This window comes from Streptomyces sp. NPDC049687 (assembly GCF_044465285.1).
GTDB lineage: Bacteria > Actinomycetota > Actinomycetes > Streptomycetales > Streptomycetaceae > Streptomyces.
Genome location: NZ_JBITLN010000003.1, coordinates 30,372 through 48,769 on the forward strand (window position 1 = coordinate 30,372; position 18,398 = coordinate 48,769).

An 18,398-nucleotide genomic window follows, 5' to 3' on the forward strand; every position below is an offset into this window, starting at 1 on the left:
CACTTACTTGCCGCCCGGCTAGTTGACTACACTGAGGAAAGTAGACCTGTCACTAGCCGGTCGTCAAGTAAGTTTCCGCGGCGGCGCGAGGAGTACGAGGATGGACGTCACCATGGACGGCACCAAGCAGCAGCGTCGCGGAAACACCCGCCAGCGCATCCAGGACGTCGCGCTCGAACTCTTCGCCGAGCAGGGCTACGAGAAGACCTCCCTCCGCGAGATCGCGGAGCGTCTGGAGGTCACCAAGGCGGCCCTGTACTACCACTTCAAGACGAAGGAAGAGATCATCGTCGGCATCTTCACGGATCTGACGAAGCCGATCGAAGAGCTGATCGAGTGGGGCAGGGAGCAGCCGCACACCCTGGAGACCAAGCACGAGATGGTGCGCCGCTACAGCCAGGCCCTGGCCGACGCGGCCCCGCTCTTCCGCTTCATGCAGGAGAACCAGGCGACCGTGCGGGAGCTGGAGATCGGCGACTCCTTCAAGGACCGCATGCGCGGTCTGCGCGACATCTTCATCGACCCGGACGCCCCGCTCACCGATCAGGTCCGCTGCGTGAGCGCCATCTTCACGCTGCACGCCGGGATGTTCTTCCTGCAGGACATCGACGGCGACCCGGAGGAGAAGCGCGCGGCCGTCCTCGAGGTCGCCGTCGATCTGGTCAGCCAGGCGCACCACGGCGCCTGACCACCCGTCACGTCAGACGGTCAGGCCCTTGGCGCGCAGGAAGGCCACCGGGTCGATCGCGGAGCCGTAGTTCGCGGTCGTACGGATCTCGAAGTGCAGGTGGGGGCCGCTGGAGTTACCGGTGCTGCCGGACAGGGCTATGCGCTGACCGGTCTTGACGATCTGGCCGACCTTCACGTCGATACGGGAGAGGTGGGCGTACTGGGAGTACGTCCCGTTGCCGTGCTTGATGACGATGGCGTTGCCGTAGGCGGGGCCGTCGCCGGCGCCGTTGCCGCCGGCCTTGACCACGGTGCCACCGTGCGCGGCCATGACCTTGGTACCGCTCGGCACGGCGAAGTCCTGCCCGCTGTGGGTGGACTGCCACATGGCGCCGGCCTGGTGGAAGCTCGCGGACTTGGTGTACTTCGCCACCGGCTTGACCCAGCCGGTGGCCGAGACGGCCGTCTTGGCGGTGGCCGGGGCGGCGGCGGGCGCGGCGGCGGACGCCACCCCGGTTCCCAGCACGACCGAGGCACCGAGGGCGGCGGCCCCGACGGCCACGCGGGTGCGGAGCAGGGACGTACGGGAAGAACGGGACGTGACGCGCTGGAACATCGAAGACCTCATGAGGACGGGGACAGAGAAATCACCCGGCGTATGAACGCCTGCCGGGTGGGCCATCCCTTGGTAACCCCGAGGTCGGTACGCCCCCAAACGTATGACGTACGACGGAAGCTAGTACTTCGCCCCACAACAACCCTCTTCTTGACACATGGCCCTATGCGTCCCATTTGGCGCCGATCCACGCCGGAGACCCGGGGGCCGTCGAGCCTTCAGGCCGTATGTCCTTTTTGCCAGATTTAGCCCTGCCACTATCCGGCCTAGTACCGGACAAACGACCTGTGCGGCATGTCACCGGCCAACGCCCTTAAGGGACTTCGGAATGTGACGGGGGCTACACCCTTGCCTCGAGGGCCACTTGTGACCCTGGTCACGAACGTCTGCACGGGTCTGTGACCGGCCTCTCACCAGCCCCTACCGTCCAGTAACCCGCTGGTTCCCCTCAGGCCACTCCCACCGATCAACATGCTCACGACACCGGCTGCGCAAGGACGCGAGAGGACCCCACACATGAACAGAGGCACCTGGACGCGCCGTATCACCATGACCGTCGTGACGACGGCCGCCCTCACCGCGATGGCCGTCCCGGCCGGCGCCCAGGCCGCGACGGACACAAGCACCTCCACCGTCGCCACCGCCGCCGCGGCGGACGTCGACTACGCCACCTGGCAGACGGACTGCCAGGCCGTGATGAACGAGGCCCTGCCGTATCTGAAGCAGCGCATCGCCGCCGCCGGGGCGGGCGAGAAGCCGGCGATCGTCTTCGACATCGACAACACCACCCTGGAGACCGACTTCGGCTTCAGCTACCCCCAGCCGGCCAACAAGCCGGTCCTCGACGTCGCCCGGTACGCCCAGCAGCACGGCGTCTCCCTGTTCTTCGTCACCGCCCGCCCGGGCATCATCGCCGGGGTGACCGACTACAACCTCAAGTACGTCGGCTACAACGTCTCCGGGCTCTACGTCCGCGGCCTGTTCGACCTCTTCAAGGACGTCGCCGCCTACAAGACCGCCCAGCGCGTCGACATCGAGAACAAGGGCTACACGATCATCGCGAACATCGGCAACAGCGCCACCGACCTGTCGGGCGGCCACGCCGAGAAGACGTACAAGCTGCCGGACTACGACGGTCAGCTGTCCTGACACCACCCCGCCCACCGGCTTCCGCCGGTCCGGCACGCACACCCGCGCCGGGGCCGGCACCTTCGGGTACCGGCCCCATGACGCGTTACGGGTGGGAACGCATGGGCACCTCGAACGAGCCGCGCCTTCCCGCGCGGGAGCAGGACGAACGGACCGGTGCGCCGCTGAAGATCCGGGATCCGGTGTCCGGCTGCCCGGTCGTCGGCTTCCCCCGTCGTCCAACGGTTCGGCGTGGCCGAACAGTTGGAGCCCGACCGACTCTCGACTTCGCCGTCAACCCGCTGGAGCTTCCGGACCACAACGAAGCGGGGCCGCCCCGGAACGTCGGTCCCGGGGCGGCCCCGCTTCGCGTGCCGCTGAGGCTTACGCCTCCTTGCTCAGGTTCGGTCCGGCGCCGCCGGCCGCCTGCTCGATCGGCGGGACGTCGGGCAGCGCCGACTTCTCCTCGCCGCGGAAGGTGAAGGTCTTGGTCTCACCCTCGCCCTCGGTGTCCACGACCACGATGTGACCGGGGCGCAGCTCGCCGAAGAGGATCTTCTCCGAGAGCGAGTCCTCGATCTCGCGCTGGATCGTGCGACGCAGCGGACGCGCACCCAGCACCGGGTCGTAACCCTTCTTGGACAGCAGCTCCTTGGCGGACTGGGAGAGCTCGATGCCCATGTCCCGGTCCTTCAGACGCTCGTCCACCTTGCCGATCATCAGGTCGACGATCCGCAGGATGTCCTCCTGCGTCAGCTGCGGGAAGACGACCACGTCGTCGACGCGGTTGAGGAACTCGGGGCGGAAGTGCTGCTTGAGCTCGTCCGAGACCTTGTTCTTCATGCGCTCGTAGTTCGACTTCGTGTCACCCGTGGCCGCGAAGCCCAGGTTGAAGCCCTTGGAGATGTCCCGCGTGCCGAGGTTGGTCGTCATGATGATGACCGTGTTCTTGAAGTCCACGACCCGGCCCTGGGAGTCGGTCAGACGACCGTCCTCCAGGATCTGCAGCAGCGAGTTGAAGATGTCCGGGTGGGCCTTCTCGACCTCGTCGAAGAGGACGACGGAGAACGGCTTGCGGCGGACCTTCTCGGTCAGCTGACCGCCCTCTTCGTAGCCCACGTATCCGGGCGGGGAGCCGAAGAGACGCGAGACCGTGTGCTTCTCGCTGAACTCCGACATGTCGAGGGAGATCAGCGCGTCCTCGTCGCCGAAGAGGAACTCGGCGAGCGCCTTGGACAGCTCGGTCTTACCGACACCGGACGGGCCGGCGAAGATGAACGAACCACCCGGACGCTTCGGGTCCTTCAGACCGGCACGCGTACGGCGGATCGCCTTCGACAGCGCCTTGACGGCGTCGTTCTGGCCGATGACCCGCTTGTGCAGCTCCTCCTCCATGCGGAGCAGGCGGCTGGACTCCTCCTCGGTCAGCTTGAAGACCGGGATGCCGGTGGCCGTGGCGAGGACCTCGGCGATCAGCTCGCCGTCGACCTCGGCGACGACGTCCATGTCGCCGGCCTTCCACTCCTTCTCCCGCTTGGCCTTGGCGGCCAGGAGCTGCTTCTCCTTGTCGCGGAGAGAGGCCGCCTTCTCGAAGTCCTGCGAGTCGATCGCGGACTCCTTGTCGCGGCGGACGCCGGCGATCTTCTCGTCGAACTCGCGGAGGTCCGGCGGAGCGGTCATCCGGCGGATGCGCATCCGGGAACCGGCCTCGTCGATCAGGTCGATCGCCTTGTCCGGCAGGAAGCGGTCCGAGATGTACCGGTCGGCCAGGGTGGCGGCCTGGACCAGCGCCTCGTCGGTGATGGAGACGCGGTGGTGCGCCTCGTACCGGTCACGGAGACCCTTGAGGATCTCGATCGTGTGCGGCAGGGACGGCTCGGCGACCTGGATGGGCTGGAAACGGCGCTCCAGGGCCGCGTCCTTCTCCAGGTGCTTGCGGTACTCGTCCAGCGTGGTCGCACCGATGGTCTGCAGCTCACCGCGGGCCAGCATCGGCTTCAGGATGGAAGCCGCGTCGATGGCGCCCTCGGCGGCACCCGCACCGACCAGCGTGTGGAGCTCGTCGATGAACAGGATGATGTCGCCGCGGGTGCGGATCTCCTTGAGGACCTTCTTCAGGCGCTCCTCGAAGTCACCGCGGTAGCGGGAGCCGGCGACCAGCGCGCCGAGGTCCAGGGTGTAGAGGTGCTTGTCCTTGAGGGTCTCGGGCACCTCGCCCTTGACGATGGCCTGGGCGAGGCCCTCGACGACGGCGGTCTTGCCGACGCCGGGCTCACCGATCAGGACCGGGTTGTTCTTCGTGCGGCGGGACAGCACCTGCATGACCCGCTCGATCTCCTTCTCGCGCCCGATGACCGGGTCGAGCTTGGACTCACGAGCGGCCTGGGTGAGGTTCCGGCCGAACTGGTCGAGGACCAGGGACGTCGAGGGGGTGCCCTCGGCAGGCCCGCCGGCGGTGGCGGTCTCCTTGCCCTGGTATCCGGAGAGCAGCTGGATGACCTGCTGCCGCACCCGGTTGAGATCTGCGCCCAGCTTGACCAGGACCTGGGCGGCGACGCCCTCGCCCTCGCGGATCAGGCCGAGCAGGATGTGCTCCGTGCCGATGTAGTTGTGGCCCAGCTGAAGGGCCTCACGGAGCGACAGCTCCAGGACCTTCTTGGCACGGGGGGTGAAGGGGATGTGCCCGGACGGGGCCTGCTGGCCCTGGCCGATGATCTCCTCCACCTGCTGGCGGACCGCCTCGAGCGAAATCCCGAGGCTCTCAAGGGCCTTGGCGGCGACACCCTCACCCTCGTGGATCAGGCCCAGGAGGATGTGCTCGGTGCCGATGTAGTTGTGGTTGAGCATCCGGGCTTCTTCCTGAGCCAGGACGACAACCCGCCGCGCGCGGTCGGTGAACCTCTCGAACATCGTTAATCGCTCCTCAGAGCGGTCAGGCAGTGGGGGGAACTTCCCCTCCCTGTCCTTCCGCAGCTTAGTCCCGCAAGCGGGGACCGCTCATTCCAACTGCCGACACCGTCGATGGCCTCCTGACCCCGCTAACGCCGACATCTGCTCCAACCCGATGGTGCGAGACGATGTTCCCGCAGGCCAGGTGGTTACCCTCACCATCAGTACGCCGATGGCGAACGTGAGACACCCTTTCCTGCGTGTCGCCCCCTCCCACTAGGGATGTCTTACCCGCCGGCACCGACAGTCCATGCCGTGCGCACCGTTTCCCTCCGCTACGGGCGAACAACCTTGCGCCTCCCGAGACACCTGCGCGTCCCCTTTTCCGGCACCCTGCGCATCCGGTCGGACACGCGGCGTAACTCCGGGCCCGCTCGGGCGGTTGCACTCGGCATGGTTGGCTCAGTTCCCCCGATCACCGCTGTCCCCCTCCCTCGACGGCCACTCGACCCCGCCGATCCGGACGACCCGATCCGCGGCTGGTACGAGAACGAACTGGGGTGGGCGACGGTGCCCGGGAAGCCGGTACGACTTTTGGTGGGCGAGCGCTTCGACGTACTGGAGGTGCCCGCCGAGGCGGGTCACGCGGCACTCGGGCGCCTGGCGCCGGGCTCTCCGGTGGCGGTGGAGGGCGGGCGGATGCGGCTGCTGGTGGCGGCGGGCAGCGCGGAGGAGCTGCCGGGGATCCTTCAGTGGCTGGAGTGGGGCGCACTCCCCCTGGACCTGACGGCGCTCGGCCCGGGCACGCTCATGCGGGCCCCCGTGCCTCCGGCTCCGCAGCCCCCGGGACACCCGTCCGCGCGGACACCCCGGTCGCCCGGTCCGCAGGCACCCGCGCCGACGGGCCGCCCCCGTCCGGAGCCGTCGCAGGGGGCCGCCGTGTGGGTGCGACCCCCCGTGCCGGGATGCGGGGCCGAGGCCTCGCTGCCGACGATGTCGGCGTCGGGGGGCGCGGGAGACGCCCCCGATCTGGTGCGGCTGGTGGACACGCTGGCGACGCACTGTCACCGTGTCCGACTGCGGCGCGCCTGCGCTCAGCCGTTGGCCTTCTCGTAAGCCTCGCGAATCTGCGCCGGAACTCGGCCACGGTCGTTGACCTCGTAACCGTTCTCCTTCGCCCAAGCGCGGATCTGAGCGGTGTCCTGGCTGCTGCCGGCAGCGGCACGCGCCTTTCCACGCCCACCCGCAGCACGGCCTCCCGTACGCCGGCCGCCCTTCACATAGGGCTCGAGAAGCCCGCGCAGCTTGTCTGCATTGGACGTCGTGAGATCGATCTCGTAGGTCTTGCCGTCCAGCGCGAACGTCACGGTCTCGTCCGCCTCGCCGCCGTCGAGGTCGTCGACAAGAAGGACCTGAACCTTCTGTGCCACCGGATTTCCTTTCATCGATAACGTGAGGGACGGGGTCCGCGGCGTCCGCCGTTTAGCCGCGCCCTGTTATATGCAGTACTGCAGTACGTCGGAAAGCAAACCGCTTTTGCCGGAAAAACACAAACCCCTGGCGGAGACCCGGAGCCCGGCCCTCGCCCGGAAACGTGCGCGTTTCGGACATAGGGCACCGGGCAAGGTCCGTCGGCCGGAATGAACGCCCACGCTCACAGATGCAGAAGCATCCGGCTGTTGCCCAAGGTGTTCGGTTTCACTCGTTCGAGTCCGAGGAACTCCGCTACGCCCTCGTCATAGGAACGCATCAGCTCCGCGTAGACATCGGTGTCCACCGGCGTCTCGCCGATCTCCACGAAGCCGTGCTTGCCGAAGAAGTCGACTTCGAAGGTCAGGCAGAAAACCCGGCGAACGCCGAGCCAGCGCGCGGTGTGCAGCAACTTCTCCAACAACCGGTGACCGACGCCGGCACCCTTCAGGCCGGGCTTGACCGCGAGAGTGCGCACTTCCGCCAGGTCTTCCCACATCACATGGAGGGCTCCGCAGCCCACGACCTCGGCGTTGTCGTCGCGTTCCGCGACCCAGAACTCCTGGATGTCCTCGTAAAGGGTCACCGTCGCTTTGTCGAGCAGGATGCCGCCCCGGACGTACGCGTCAAGGAGTCGGCGCACAGCGGGAACATCGCTGGTCCGGGCCCGCCGGACGGTGATGGCTTTAGCGGTGACTTCGGGGTTCTCGGCGGAGGGGCTCTCTGCGGACATGTGCGGACGCTATCGCCCGCCGCCCTCCGTTGCCGAGGCGGGGTTCTCCCCACCGCCGCCCGGAGTTGCGGCTTCGGATGTTTCCGGGCCTTGGACGATCCGTACGGCGTCACGCAGGTCCTGCCGCTGTTCGTCGCTCATCATCCCGAAGAAGGCGACGAGAGCTGCGGCGGGGTTGTCGCTCTGCGACCAGGCGTCGTTCATGAGGGCGGCGGCGTAGGCGGCGCGGGTGGAGACCGCCTCATATCGATAGGCCCGGCCTTCCGCCTCGCGGCGCACCCAGCCCTTCTGATGGAGATTGTCCAAAACGGTCATCACCGTGGTGTACGCGATGGACCGTTCCCGCTGAAGGTCTTCCAGGACTTCTCGAACGGTCACCGGGCGGTTCCACTTCCACACCCGCGTCATGACCGCGTCTTCGAGTTCTCCCAATGGCCGAGGCACTCTCAGAACAATAGTGGGAGATCTCGCCAATGGCGTGCCGGACGGGCGTTTTTCCTGTCAAACAAGCACAAAAAGGGCGTACGGCTCCGACGGGAGCCGTACGCCCGGGGGCGCCAGGGGTGGGTGAGGGTCAGGCCTCGGTGTTCGCGGGGGCCTTGCGGGTGCCCTCCTCGCCCGCGAGGGCGGCGTCGACGGCCGCGTCCTCCTTGGCCTTGTTGGCGCCGCCCTGGGTCTTCACGATCACGCGGATCACGCCGATGAAGAAGGCGGCCATGACGACCGGGGGCACCAGCGCGGAGACATAGTCCATGGATCCAGGGTAGCCACGGAGAAATGGGGCACCGGGCCGGGGTCGGCCGACGGGACGCCGCGTGTCTCAGCCCGCCGCCAGCCTCTGCGGCCGCCGCTGCTCCTGCCCCTGTTCCTGCCCCTGCCCCTGCTCCTGCTCCTGCTCCGGGTCGGCCGGGGGCGGCGGGGTGGGTTTGCGGCGCGGGAAGACCTCGCCGGGGGTGGGGACGGGGCGGCGCGCGGGCCGGGGAGCGGAGGGCTTCGCCGGGACGGGGCCCGGACCGGGGGCAGGGGTGGCGGGCTTCTCGGCGGGTTTCTTGCGGGGCTCCTCGCGCGGATCCTCGGCGACGAGGGTGGGCAGGGCGTCGCAGGCCGCGGCGGAACGGCCGCCAGGAAGGGCCAGGAGGCGGGTACGGGACGCCGGCACCACCGGGGTGGCCGTGGTGGCCCGGCGGGCCGTACGGCGGGCCAGACGGGCCCGTACGTCCTGCTCGGCGAGGGCCTGGCAGCGGTCCAGGAGGGCGGCGGCGGCCGCATTCCCCCGCAGGGCGCGCAGGGCGGCGAGGTCGTCCGGGCCGGGCCGGTGGCCGGCGGCCAGCACCTCCTCCAGGAGCGTGAAGTAGCCGGCGGCGGCACCGGGAAGGGCGGCGCGGTACCGGTCCAGGTCGGCCACCAGGAAGGCCCGCAGCCGGGCGGCCTCGCGCATCGCCTCGTCGAGGGACTCGGCTAGGCGATGACAGTCCTGGACGTCCTCGGCGCTGGCGGGACCGGGGTGAAGGGCGAGGGCGAGGGCGCGGCGGAGCACACGCAGCTCCTCCGCGCCGAACGCCATGCCGCCGCGGGATCCGTATGGCGTGGGCATGCGCCGACGATACGCGCTAATCAGACAAATCCGACACAAGGAACGGTCCCGACGCGCCCGAATCCCCCCACCCGGCCCCGCCGGGAGCCGAGGGAGCCGCTCGCGGAACCGCGCAGCACCGTACGGGCGGGCCCTCGGGGCGTTCGGGCCGTCACATGCGGGAGACGTTGCGTTCGTACACCAGGCGGAGGCCGATCAGGGTCAGCCAGGGTTCGTGTTCGTCGATCACCGTGGACTCGCCGAGGACCATGGGGGCCAGGCCGCCCGTGGCGATCACCGTGACGTCGTCGGGGTCCTCGGAGAGTTCGCGGGCCATGCGGGTCACCACGCCGTCCACCTGGCCCGCGAAGCCGTAGACGATGCCGGACTGCATGGCCTCGACCGTGTTCTTGCCGATCACGCTGCGGGGGCGGGCCACCTCGATCTTGCGGAGCTGGGCGGCCTTGACGCCCAGGGCCTCCACGGAGATCTCGATGCCTGGGGCGATCACACCCCCCACGTACTCGCCCCGTGCGCTCACCGCGTCGAACGTCGTCGCCGTGCCGAAGTCGACGACGATCGCCGGGCCGCCGTAGAGCTCGTTCGCGGCGACCGCGTTGATGATGCGGTCGGCGCCGACCTCCTTGGGGTTGTCGAAGAGGATCGGCACGCCCGTCTTGACGCCCGGTTCGACGAGGACGGCCGGGACGTCGCCGTAGTAGCGGCGGGTCACCTCGCGGAGTTCGTGGAGCACCGACGGCACCGTCGCGCAGATCGCGATGCCGTCGATGCCGTCGCCCAGTTCCACCCCGAGCAGCGGGTGCATGCCCATCAGGCCCTGCAGGAGGACCGCGAGCTCGTCGGCCGTACGGCGGGCGTCGGTCGAGATCCGCCAGTGCTCGACGATGTCCTCACCGTCGAACAGGCCGAGCACGGTGTGCGTGTTCCCTACGTCGATCGTCAGCAGCATGGCCGGTCCGGCTCCCTACTCCGCGTCTCGCAGATCCAGGCCGATGTCCAGGATCGGCGAGGAGTGGGTCAGGGCCCCTACGGCCAGGAATTCGACGCCGGTGTCGGCGTACGCCTTGGCGTTGTCCAGGGTCAGCCGGCCCGAGGCTTCCAGCAGGGCGCGGCCGCCGACGATGGCGACCGCCTCCGCGCACTCGCCCGGGGTGAAGTTGTCCAGGAGGATCAGGTCGGCGCCCGCGTCCACCACTTCGCGGAGCTGGTGCAGGGTGTCGACCTCGACCTCGATCGGTACGTCCGGGAAGGCCTCCCGTACGGCGGTGAAGGCCTGGGCGACACCGCCCGCCGCCACCACGTGGTTGTCCTTGACCAGGGCCGCGTCCGACAGCGACATGCGGTGGTTGACGCCTCCGCCGCAGCGGACCGCGAACTTCTCCAGGGAGCGCAGGCCCGGCGTGGTCTTCCGGGTGTCCCGCACGCGTGCCTTCGTGCCGTCCAGGACGTCCGCCCACGCGCGCGTGGCGGTCGCGATGCCGGAGAGCCGGCAGAGCAGGTTCAGCGCGCTGCGCTCGGCGGTCAGCAGGTCGCGGGTGCGGGTCGTCACCGACAGCAGCTTCTGGCCCGCCTCCACGCGGTCGCCGTCCTCCACGTGCCGCTCGACCTCGAACTCGTCGGTGCAGACGACCGAGACGACCGCCTCGGCGACTCTCAGGCCCGCGACGACGCCCGCCTCACGCGCGGTGAAGTCGGCGGTGGCCACCGCTTCCTCGGGGATGGTCGCGACCGTCGTCACGTCCACTCCGTGGTCCAGGTCCTCCTGGATGGCGACGTTGGCGATGTCCTCGACCTCGACGGGGTCGAGCCCGGCGTCGGCCAGGAGCTGGGCGAGCGCGGGGTCGAGCCCGCACTCCAGGTATTCCTCGTCGGCGAAGCCCTCGGCGGCGCCACAGGCACAGTCGTCGCCGCAGCCGCCGCTGTCGGCGAGGGGAAGGTCGGGGGTGCTCACGTCGTTCACTGCTCCTGCTGGTGCTGCCGGGTCGGGGGGAAGTCTGCGGTATCGGTGGTGTGTACGGCGAGCGTCCGGTCGGGATTCAGCCGCACCACGATGTGGCGGCGCCACGTCGTGTCGTCGCGTTCGGCGTGGTCCTCGCGCCAGTGGCAGCCACGGGTCTCCTCGCGGAGGCGGGCCGCGGCGACCAGGACGCGGGCCACGCACAGGAGGTTGGTGGCCTCCCAGGTGTCGACGCCGGGCTCGGAGGTCTTGCCGTTCTCGTCGAGCGCCTCGCGGGCCTCGGAGTGCAGCCGCTGGAGCTGGTCGGCGGCCTTCTCCAGGGACCCGTCCGAGCGCAGCACGCCCGCGCCCTCGGTCATGATCCGCTGGATGGCGAACCGGGCCTCGGCGGCGAGCAGCGGGTGCGCCGGCCTCTCGGGGTGCTCGACCGGTGCGGGCACGCGCGCGTGCAGGCCGTCGTCCCGGTGGCCGTCGGCGATGTCGGCGGCGATCCGCTCCGCGTAGACCAGGCCCTCCAGGAGGGAGTTGGACGCGAGCCGGTTGGCGCCGTGCACGCCGGTGCAGGCGACCTCGCCGCACGCGTACAGGCCGGGGACGGTCGTACGGCCCCGGGAGTCGGTGCGTACGCCGCCCGAGGCGTAGTGGGCCGCCGGGGCTATCGGGATGGGCTCGTGGACGGGGTCGATGCCGTGGGCGCGGCAGGCGGCGAGGATCGTCGGGAAGCGGTGCTCCCACATGTCGGCGCCGAAGTGGCGGGCGTCGAGGAACATGTGCTCGGCGTCCTGCTCCTGCATACGGCGCATGATGCCCTTGGCGACGATGTCCCGGGGCGCCAGCTCGGCCAGCTCGTGCTGTCCCACCATGAAGCGCACGCCGTCCGCGTCGACCAGGTGGGCGCCCTCGCCGCGTACGGCCTCGGAGACGAGCGGCTGCTGGCCCTCGGCGTCCGGGCCGAGGAACAGCACGGTGGGGTGGAACTGCACGAATTCGAGGTCGCTGACCTCCGCGCCCGCCCGCAGCGCGAGCGCCACGCCGTCGCCCGTCGACACCGACGGGTTGGTGGTGGCGGAGAAGACCTGGCCCATGCCGCCGGTCGCGAGGACGACCGCGGGGGCGTGCACGGCGCCCACGCCGTCGTGCTGGCCCTCGCCCATGACGTGCAGCGAGACGCCCGCCGTACGGCCGTCGGCGTCCGTCAGCAGATCCAGGACCAGCGCGTTCTCGATCATCCGTACGCCACGCGCACGTGCCGCCTCGACGAGGGCGCGGGAGATCTCCGCGCCGGTCGCGTCACCGCCCGCGTGCGCGATGCGACGGCGGTGGTGGCCGCCCTCACGGGTGAGTTCCAGGCCGCCCTCGGAGGACTCGTCGAAGTGCGCGCCCGTCTCGATGAGGCGCCGTACGGCGTCCGGGCCCTCGGTGACCAGGAGGCGTACGGCGTCCTCGTCGCACAGGCCCGCGCCCGCCACCAGGGTGTCGTCGAGGTGCTGTTCGGGGGTGTCGCCCTCGCCGAGGGCCGCGGCGATGCCGCCCTGCGCCCAGCGGGTGGAGCCGTCGTCCAGGCGCGCCTTGGTGACGACGACGGTGTTCAGGCCGGCGGCCTCGCAGCGCAGGGCCGCGGTCAGGCCGGCGACGCCGGAGCCGACGACCACCACGTCCGCCGAGATCGACCACCCGGGGGCGGGCGCGTGCAGTCGTATGCCTGTGCTGGTCACGAGGCGGCTCCGAAGGTGAGGGGGAGGTTGTCGATCAACCGGGTCGTCCCGACCCGGGCGGCGACGGCGAGGACGGCCTCGCCGGTGAAGTCGTCCTCGAGATCGCCGATCTCCGTGAAGTCCGAGGGATCGACGAGCGCCAGGTAGTCCAGTTCCAGCGGCGGGTCGAGGCGGGCGGCCTCGTCGAGGACCAGACGGGCGGCCGCTCGTACGGCGGCCGGGTTGCCGGGGGCGGCCTTGGCGACGGCGTGCGCGTCGGCGGCCGCGCGGGACTCCCCGAGGGCGCTGAGCGCCTCGGCACGCGCGTGCGTGGCGGGCACCTCACGCGCGCGTGCCCGCAGCGCCTCCTGCGCGGCATGCCGGTCGCGGCCCGCGAACAGCGCCGCCGAGAGCGAGAGCGCGGTGCGGCGCTCCCGGGGGGAGAGGTAGCGGTTGCGGCTGGACAGGGCCAGTCCGTCGGCCTCGCGGACGGTCGGGACGCCGACGATCTCGATGCCGAAGTTCAGGTCGCGGACCATCCGGCGGATCAGGGCGAGCTGCTGGGCGTCCTTCTGGCCGTACAGCGCCACGTCGGGCCGGGTGAGGTGCAGCAGCTTGGCGACGACCGTGAGCACGCCGTCGAAGTGCCCGGGCCGCGAGGCGCCCTCCAGGCGTTCCCCCATCGGGCCCGCGCTGACGCGGACCTGGGGCTCGCCGCCCGGGTAGACCTCGTCCACGGACGGGGCGAACACGACGTCCGCACCCGCCTCCTCGGCGATCTTGAGGTCGGCGTCCAGGGTGCGCGGGTAGCGGTCGAGGTCCTCGCCCTTGCCGAACTGCAGCGGGTTGACGAAGACGGTGACGACGACCTCGCCGTCCGGACCGGCGAGGTCGCGGGCGGTGCGGATCAGGGTGGCGTGCCCCTCGTGCAGGGCGCCCATCGTCATCACGACGGCCCGGCGGCCGGCACGCGCGCGTGCGTGCAGTTCGGCGGCGGTGCGCAGCAGGGTGGTGGTCATCCGGCATCTCCTTCGGCGCCGTGGGTGCCGGGGGCGTCGTCGGCCCGGCCGGCGAGTACCCCGAGGAGGTCCTCGGCGAGTTCCGGCTTGAGCAGTCCGTGGGCGAGCGCGCGGTCGGCGGTCGCCCGGGCCATCGCCAGGTACCCCGCGACGGTCTGCGGGGCGTGCCGGCGCAGCTCCGTGACGTGCGCGGCGACAGTGCCGGCGTCCCCGCGCGCGACGGGGCCGGTGAGGGCGGCGTCGCCGGAGCGCAGCGCGTTGTCGAGGGCGGCGCCGAGGAGCGGGCCGAGCATGCGGTCGGGGGCCTCGACGCCGGCCGCGCGCAGCAGCTCCATGGACTGGGCGACGAGGGTGACCAGGTGGTTGGCGCCCAGGGCGAGGGCCGCGTGGTAGAGCGGGCGGTTCTCCTCGGCGATCCACTCGGGTTCGCCGCCCATCTCGATGACGAGGGCCTCGGCGGCCAGCCGCAGCTCCTCGGGCGCGGTGACGCCGAAGGAGCAGCCGGCCAGCCGCTGGACGTCGACGGGGGTGCCGGTGAACGTCATCGCCGGGTGCAGGGCCAGCGGCAGCGCGCCCGCGCGCAGGGCGGGGTCGAGGACCTTGGCGCCGTACCGCCCGGAGGTGTGCACGAGGAGCTGTCCGGGCCGTACGGCGCCGGTGTCGGCGAGACCCTGCACCAGCCCGGGCAGCGCGTCGTCGGGGACGGTGAGCAGTACCAGGTCGGCGTGCCGGAGGACCTCGGAGGGCGGCACCAGCGGCACCTCGGGCAGCAGCTGCGCGGCCCGCCGCCGGGAGGCGTCGGAGACACCGGAGACGGCCACCGGGCGGTGTCCGGCGAGCTGGAGGGACGCGGCCAGGGCGGGTCCCACGCGGCCGGCGCCCACGACGCCGACCGTGAGCCGCGCGGGGCGGTCCCTGGGGTCTGGTTGTTGAAATGCACTCACTCGAGGGCGGCCTTCCCGTTCCAGTCCGCGCGGGGTACCGGACGATTTCTCGTCATGTTAACGCGATTGGGGTTCAGGGCGGCCCGGCCGTCGGTGGGCGTCAGCCGGTGAGCTCCCGGATCGTAGGGGTCCGGTAGAGGTCGCGCAGCGGTACGGACTTCAGCCCGCGGGCGCGCAGGGCGGCGCTGATCCGGACGGCGAACAGGGAGTTTCCGCCGAGCTCGAAGAAGTCGTCGTCGAGGCCGACGGGGGTGCCGAGAACGGTTTCCCAGATCTCCTGGAGGGCTCGGGCGAGACCAGTGTCACCCTCGGCGCCGGGTCCCGTCACGGGTGCGGGCCGGACGGAAGCCGTCGTGGAGCGCACCGGTGCCGGCAGCCGTCCCGCGTCCAGCTTGCCGTTCGTGGTCAGCGGGAGGGCGTCGAGCGCCGTGACCGTGGCCGGGACCATGTGCTCGGGCAGGATGCCGGCGGCGCGCTTGCGGATGCCCTGCGGATCGGCGGCCGCGGTGCCGTCGGCGGGGACGACGTAGGCGTCGAGGCGGGCCGTGGCCGGGTCCGCGGGGTCCTCGCGGCGCACCACGACGGCCGCGGCGGCGACGGCCGGGTCCTCCAGGAGCACCGAGCGGATCTCTTCGAGCTCGATGCGGAAACCGCGGATCTTGACCTGGCTGTCGATCCGGCCGAGGTGTTCGAGGCGCCCGTCGGGGCGCAGCCGGCCGAGGTCGCCGCTGCGGTACGCCCGGGCGGAGGGATCAGGGGCGTACGGGTCCGGCACGAATCGTTCGGCCGTCAGGTCGGGCCGGTCGAGGTACCCGGCGGCCACGCCCGCGCCGCCCACCCGGATCTCGCCGGTGACGCCGGGGGGTACGAGACGGCCGCGCTCGTCGGTGACGTACAGGTGCCAGCCCGGCAGGGCGGGGCCGACGGAGCGGGAGCCGGCGAGGGCGAGTCCGCGCGTCACGGTCTGGGCGGTGACGTGCACGGTCGTCTCGGTGATGCCGAACATGTTGACCATGCGGCAGGTGGTCTCCGGGTGCCGGTCGAACCAGGGCAGCAGCATGCGGCCGTCCAGCGGTTCACCGCCGAACACCACGAGCCGGACCGGCAGCGGCGCGTGGTCGGTCCGCAGGAGCTGGGAGAACGCGGACGGCGTCTGGCTGAGCACGGTGACCCGACGGGCGAGCAGCAGGTCGCGGAAGTCGTCGGGGTCGCGGCTGACGAAGTAGGGCACGACGACGAGCCGCCCGCCGGTCAGCAGGCAGCCCCAGAGCTCCCACACCGAGAAGTCGAAGGCGGCGGAGTGGAAGAGGGTCCAGGTGTCGTCGGGGCCGAGCCCGTACTCGTCCCGGGTGGCGTCGATCAGGGCGACGACGTTGCGGTGCGGCACGGTCACGCCCTTGGGGCGGCCGGTGGAGCCGGAGGTGTAGATGACGTACGCCGGGTCGTCGGGGGCGGTGTCGGGCAGCTCGGCCGGGGTGGACCCGGCGAGTTCGTCGGGGGTCAGCGGTACGGCCCCGCCCTCGCGGGGGAATTCGGCGAGGCGGGTCACGACCACGCGCAGCCCGGCGTCCGCGACGGTGTGGGCGAGCCGGTCGGTGGGGTAGGCCGGGTCGGTGGGGACGTAGGCGGCGCCCGCCCTGACCACGCCGAGCAGGGTGACGACGAGTTCCGCGGTCCGCTCCAGGCAGACGCCGACGCGGTCGCCCCGGCGCACTCCGTGGGCGCGCAGACCGGCCGCGACACGGGCGGAGCGCTCGTCCAACTCCCGGTAGGTGAGCTCTGTCCCGCCGTCGCAGACGGCCACGGCGTCGGGGGTGGCGGCCGCCGTCCGCGCGAAGGCCCGCGGGAGCGTGTCCGGCGGCGACGCGAGGGCGACACCGGGCCGCCCCAGCCGGGCCACCCGGTCCCGCTCCTCGGGGTCGAGCAGCTCCACGTCCGCGACGGCCGTTCCCGGCGCGAGCGCCGCCTGCCGGTACACCTCGCCGAAGTGCCGGGTGAACCCCTCGGCGACCGCCGGCGAGACATGACTGAGCCGGTAGAAGCAGGAGAGGCGGGTGCCGCCGTCGGGGAGGGGCGAGAAGGCGAGGGTGAGGGGGAAGGGCGGGGCGAGGCAGGGCCTCCGGTCACCCGGTGCGGCGTCCCCCGGCTCGTCGAGGAGCCCGGCGACCACCGCCCGTCCCACCGGTGCCGGTGCCGTGGTGGCCAGGTCTCGCAGGGTGGCCGAGGCGGGGAGGGCGTACTCCAGTGCTCCCCCGCTGTCGGTCCCGACCGTCGCCGACGCCGTCGAGCCGTGGCCGTCGTAGCGGGTCAGGGTCAGGGCCAGCGCGGGCAGGCGGAGGGAGGTGGGGGTGGTGGCGCAGGGCAGGGAGAGGTCGAGGTGGCAGACTCCGTGCGCCGTCGAGGACGGGTCGCCGTCGCCCCAGTCCGGAGCGGCGGCCATGGGCGGCAGGACGGCTCGCGGTACGGCCGGGTGCGGGACGGGGGACGGGGGGCGCTCGCCCGTCAGCACCTCCGCAAGGTGGCGCAGGCCGGGCCCGTCCAGGCGGTCCCGGTGGGCCACGACGACCAGGTCGGCGGTGCCGTCGTCGTAGCGCAGCAGGACGCAGCGCACGTCCCGGCTCACCGGGCGGCGCAGTTCGGCCTCGCGGCGGCGTACGGCGAGCGGTTCGGCCGCGGCGGCCGGGACGTCGTCCGTCCACAGCCGCCAAGGGCCCGCCGCGGCCAGCCGGTCCCGCAGTCGTCGTACGTCCATCCCGGTCACCGAGACGCGGACCGCATGGCACTGTGCACCCGGCACGGGTGTCCCCCCTGTTCTGACCTGTTCTGAAAAGCCCTGGAAACAGCTCCTGGTACTGCGCGCTCAGCGGGCCGAGAAGCCGCCGTCCACCGTGAGGGTCGTCCCCGTGACCTGCCGGGCGTCGTCCGACAGCAGGTAGACCACGGCCGCCGCCACGTCCTCCGGCTCGATCAGCGCGTTCATCGGCTGGGCCGCGACGAACTCCTCCTCGTGCTCGCTCACCGGCACGTCGAGGGCCCGCGCGATCTCGGCGAGCATCCGGCCCTCGGCGGTCGGATCGTCGCGGACCGAGCCGGGGCATACGGCGTTGACCCGTACCTTCCGCGGGGCGTAGTCCAGCGCCGCCGCCTTGGTGAGCCCGATCAGGCCGTGCTTGGCGGCGACGTACCCGGCGAAGTGCCGGTAGCCGACCAGGCCCGCCGTGGAGGCGATGTTGACGATGCTGCCGGAGCGGCGGGCGCTCATCGCCTTGCCGACGCTGCGGATCATCCGCCAGGCGCCGGTGAGGTCGACGTCGATCATCAGCGCCCACTCCTCCTCGCCGATCTCGTGCGCCGGCCGGCCCGAGGGCGCGGCGATGCCCGCGTTGTTGACGACGCCGTCGAGCGGCCCGAACCGGTCCTCGGCGAGCGCCACGGCTTCCTCCACGGAGCGCAGGTCGCGTACGTCGCAGCGGGCCGTGAGCACCGCGGAACCGGCCGCGCGGCACAACGCGGCGGTGTGCTCCAGCTGGCCCGCCGTGCCCAGCGGGTACGGCACCCCGGGCAGGTCGTCGCAGAGGTCGAGCAGCGCGAGGTCGGCGCCCTCGGCGGCGCACGCCACGGCGGTGGCGCGGCCGAGGCCCCGGGCCGCCCCGGTGACGACGACGGTCTTCCCGGTCAAGCGCAT

Annotated in this window: 17 protein-coding genes; 3 read left to right on the forward strand and 14 right to left on the reverse strand. The window is 71.4% G+C overall.

Translation table 11 applies throughout. The annotated features are described in order from the left end of the window. Positions 1 to 100: 100 nt before the first annotated feature. The gene (locus ACIBVL_RS10175) at positions 101 to 688 is read left to right on the forward strand and encodes a TetR/AcrR family transcriptional regulator (protein ID WP_399094992.1); all 588 of its coding nucleotides are present in this window, start codon (positions 101 to 103) and stop codon (positions 686 to 688) included. Between the two features lie 12 nt (positions 689 to 700). Here the strand turns inward: ACIBVL_RS10175 and ACIBVL_RS10180 are convergent, their stop codons facing one another. Continuing rightward, complete coding sequence (locus ACIBVL_RS10180; protein ID WP_399094995.1) at positions 701 to 1,285, reverse strand: M23 family metallopeptidase; 585 nt, start codon at positions 1,283 to 1,285, stop codon at positions 701 to 703. Positions 1,286 to 1,801: 516 nt separating this feature from the next. Between ACIBVL_RS10180 and ACIBVL_RS10185 the strand changes: the two genes are divergently transcribed. Further along, the gene (locus ACIBVL_RS10185; protein ID WP_399094998.1) at positions 1,802 to 2,434 is read left to right on the forward strand and encodes an HAD family acid phosphatase; all 633 of its coding nucleotides are present in this window, start codon (positions 1,802 to 1,804) and stop codon (positions 2,432 to 2,434) included. Between the two features lie 363 nt (positions 2,435 to 2,797). Here ACIBVL_RS10185 and ACIBVL_RS10190 read toward each other — a convergent pair whose 3' ends face one another. Then, entirely contained in the window at positions 2,798 to 5,323 is a 2,526-nt protein-coding gene (locus tag ACIBVL_RS10190; RefSeq protein ID WP_399095001.1) for an ATP-dependent Clp protease ATP-binding subunit, read from the reverse strand. 432 nt (positions 5,324 to 5,755) lie between these two features. On the opposite strand from ACIBVL_RS10190, the gene ACIBVL_RS10195 reads away from it, so the two are divergent. Further along, a complete protein-coding gene (locus ACIBVL_RS10195) occupies positions 5,756 to 6,418 on the forward strand; it encodes an SCO3374 family protein (protein ID WP_399095004.1) in 663 nt (220 codons plus the stop codon). Here the strand turns inward: ACIBVL_RS10195 and ACIBVL_RS10200 are convergent. The 12 genes from ACIBVL_RS10200 to ACIBVL_RS10255 all read right to left on the reverse strand — a co-directional run bounded on the left by ACIBVL_RS10200 (position 6,397) and on the right by ACIBVL_RS10255 (position 18,398). Beyond that, positions 6,397 to 6,732, reverse strand: coding sequence for an Lsr2 family protein (locus ACIBVL_RS10200; protein WP_399095007.1), 336 nt, complete (start codon positions 6,730 to 6,732; stop codon positions 6,397 to 6,399). The genes ACIBVL_RS10195 and ACIBVL_RS10200 overlap by 22 nt on opposite strands. 224 nt (positions 6,733 to 6,956) lie before the next feature. Next, on the reverse strand, positions 6,957 to 7,505 hold the full coding sequence (locus tag ACIBVL_RS10205; RefSeq protein ID WP_390659447.1) for an amino-acid N-acetyltransferase: 549 nt from the start codon (positions 7,503 to 7,505) through the stop codon (positions 6,957 to 6,959). 9 nt (positions 7,506 to 7,514) lie between these two features. After that, positions 7,515 to 7,913: a BlaI/MecI/CopY family transcriptional regulator gene (locus ACIBVL_RS10210; protein WP_399097160.1), complete on the reverse strand. Its 399-nt coding sequence runs from the start codon at positions 7,911 to 7,913 to the stop codon at positions 7,515 to 7,517. A 166-nt stretch (positions 7,914 to 8,079) separates the two neighbouring features. Continuing rightward, positions 8,080 to 8,259, reverse strand: coding sequence for a hypothetical protein (locus ACIBVL_RS10215; protein ID WP_399095011.1), 180 nt, complete (start codon positions 8,257 to 8,259; stop codon positions 8,080 to 8,082). A gap of 66 nt (positions 8,260 to 8,325) precedes the next feature. After that, on the reverse strand, positions 8,326 to 9,069 hold the full coding sequence (locus ACIBVL_RS10220) for a hypothetical protein (protein WP_399097162.1): 744 nt from the start codon (positions 9,067 to 9,069) through the stop codon (positions 8,326 to 8,328). 181 nt (positions 9,070 to 9,250) lie between these two features. Further along, on the reverse strand, positions 9,251 to 10,048 hold the full coding sequence (locus tag ACIBVL_RS10225; protein ID WP_399095014.1) for a type III pantothenate kinase: 798 nt from the start codon (positions 10,046 to 10,048) through the stop codon (positions 9,251 to 9,253). A gap of 15 nt (positions 10,049 to 10,063) precedes the next feature. Beyond that, positions 10,064 to 11,050, reverse strand: a complete 987-nt coding sequence (gene nadC, locus ACIBVL_RS10230) for a carboxylating nicotinate-nucleotide diphosphorylase (protein WP_399095017.1) — start codon at positions 11,048 to 11,050, stop codon at positions 10,064 to 10,066. Positions 11,051 to 11,055: 5 nt separating this feature from the next. Beyond that, positions 11,056 to 12,771 (reverse strand): L-aspartate oxidase, encoded by a 1,716-nt coding sequence (locus ACIBVL_RS10235; protein ID WP_399095020.1) that lies wholly within the window; start codon positions 12,769 to 12,771, stop codon positions 11,056 to 11,058. Further along, complete coding sequence (panC, locus tag ACIBVL_RS10240; RefSeq protein WP_399095022.1) at positions 12,768 to 13,769, reverse strand: pantoate--beta-alanine ligase; 1,002 nt, start codon at positions 13,767 to 13,769, stop codon at positions 12,768 to 12,770. The genes ACIBVL_RS10235 and panC overlap by 4 nt, the downstream gene beginning before the upstream one ends. After that, complete coding sequence (locus tag ACIBVL_RS10245) at positions 13,766 to 14,713, reverse strand: Rossmann-like and DUF2520 domain-containing protein (RefSeq protein ID WP_399095024.1); 948 nt, start codon at positions 14,711 to 14,713, stop codon at positions 13,766 to 13,768. Before ACIBVL_RS10245 ends, panC begins: the two co-directional genes overlap by 4 nt. A 100-nt stretch (positions 14,714 to 14,813) precedes the next feature. Continuing rightward, on the reverse strand, positions 14,814 to 17,510 hold the full coding sequence (locus ACIBVL_RS10250) for an amino acid adenylation domain-containing protein (RefSeq protein WP_399095027.1): 2,697 nt from the start codon (positions 17,508 to 17,510) through the stop codon (positions 14,814 to 14,816). A gap of 63 nt (positions 17,511 to 17,573) precedes the next feature. Next, the gene (locus tag ACIBVL_RS10255; RefSeq protein WP_399095030.1) at positions 17,574 to 18,398 is read right to left on the reverse strand and encodes an SDR family oxidoreductase; all 825 of its coding nucleotides are present in this window, start codon (positions 18,396 to 18,398) and stop codon (positions 17,574 to 17,576) included.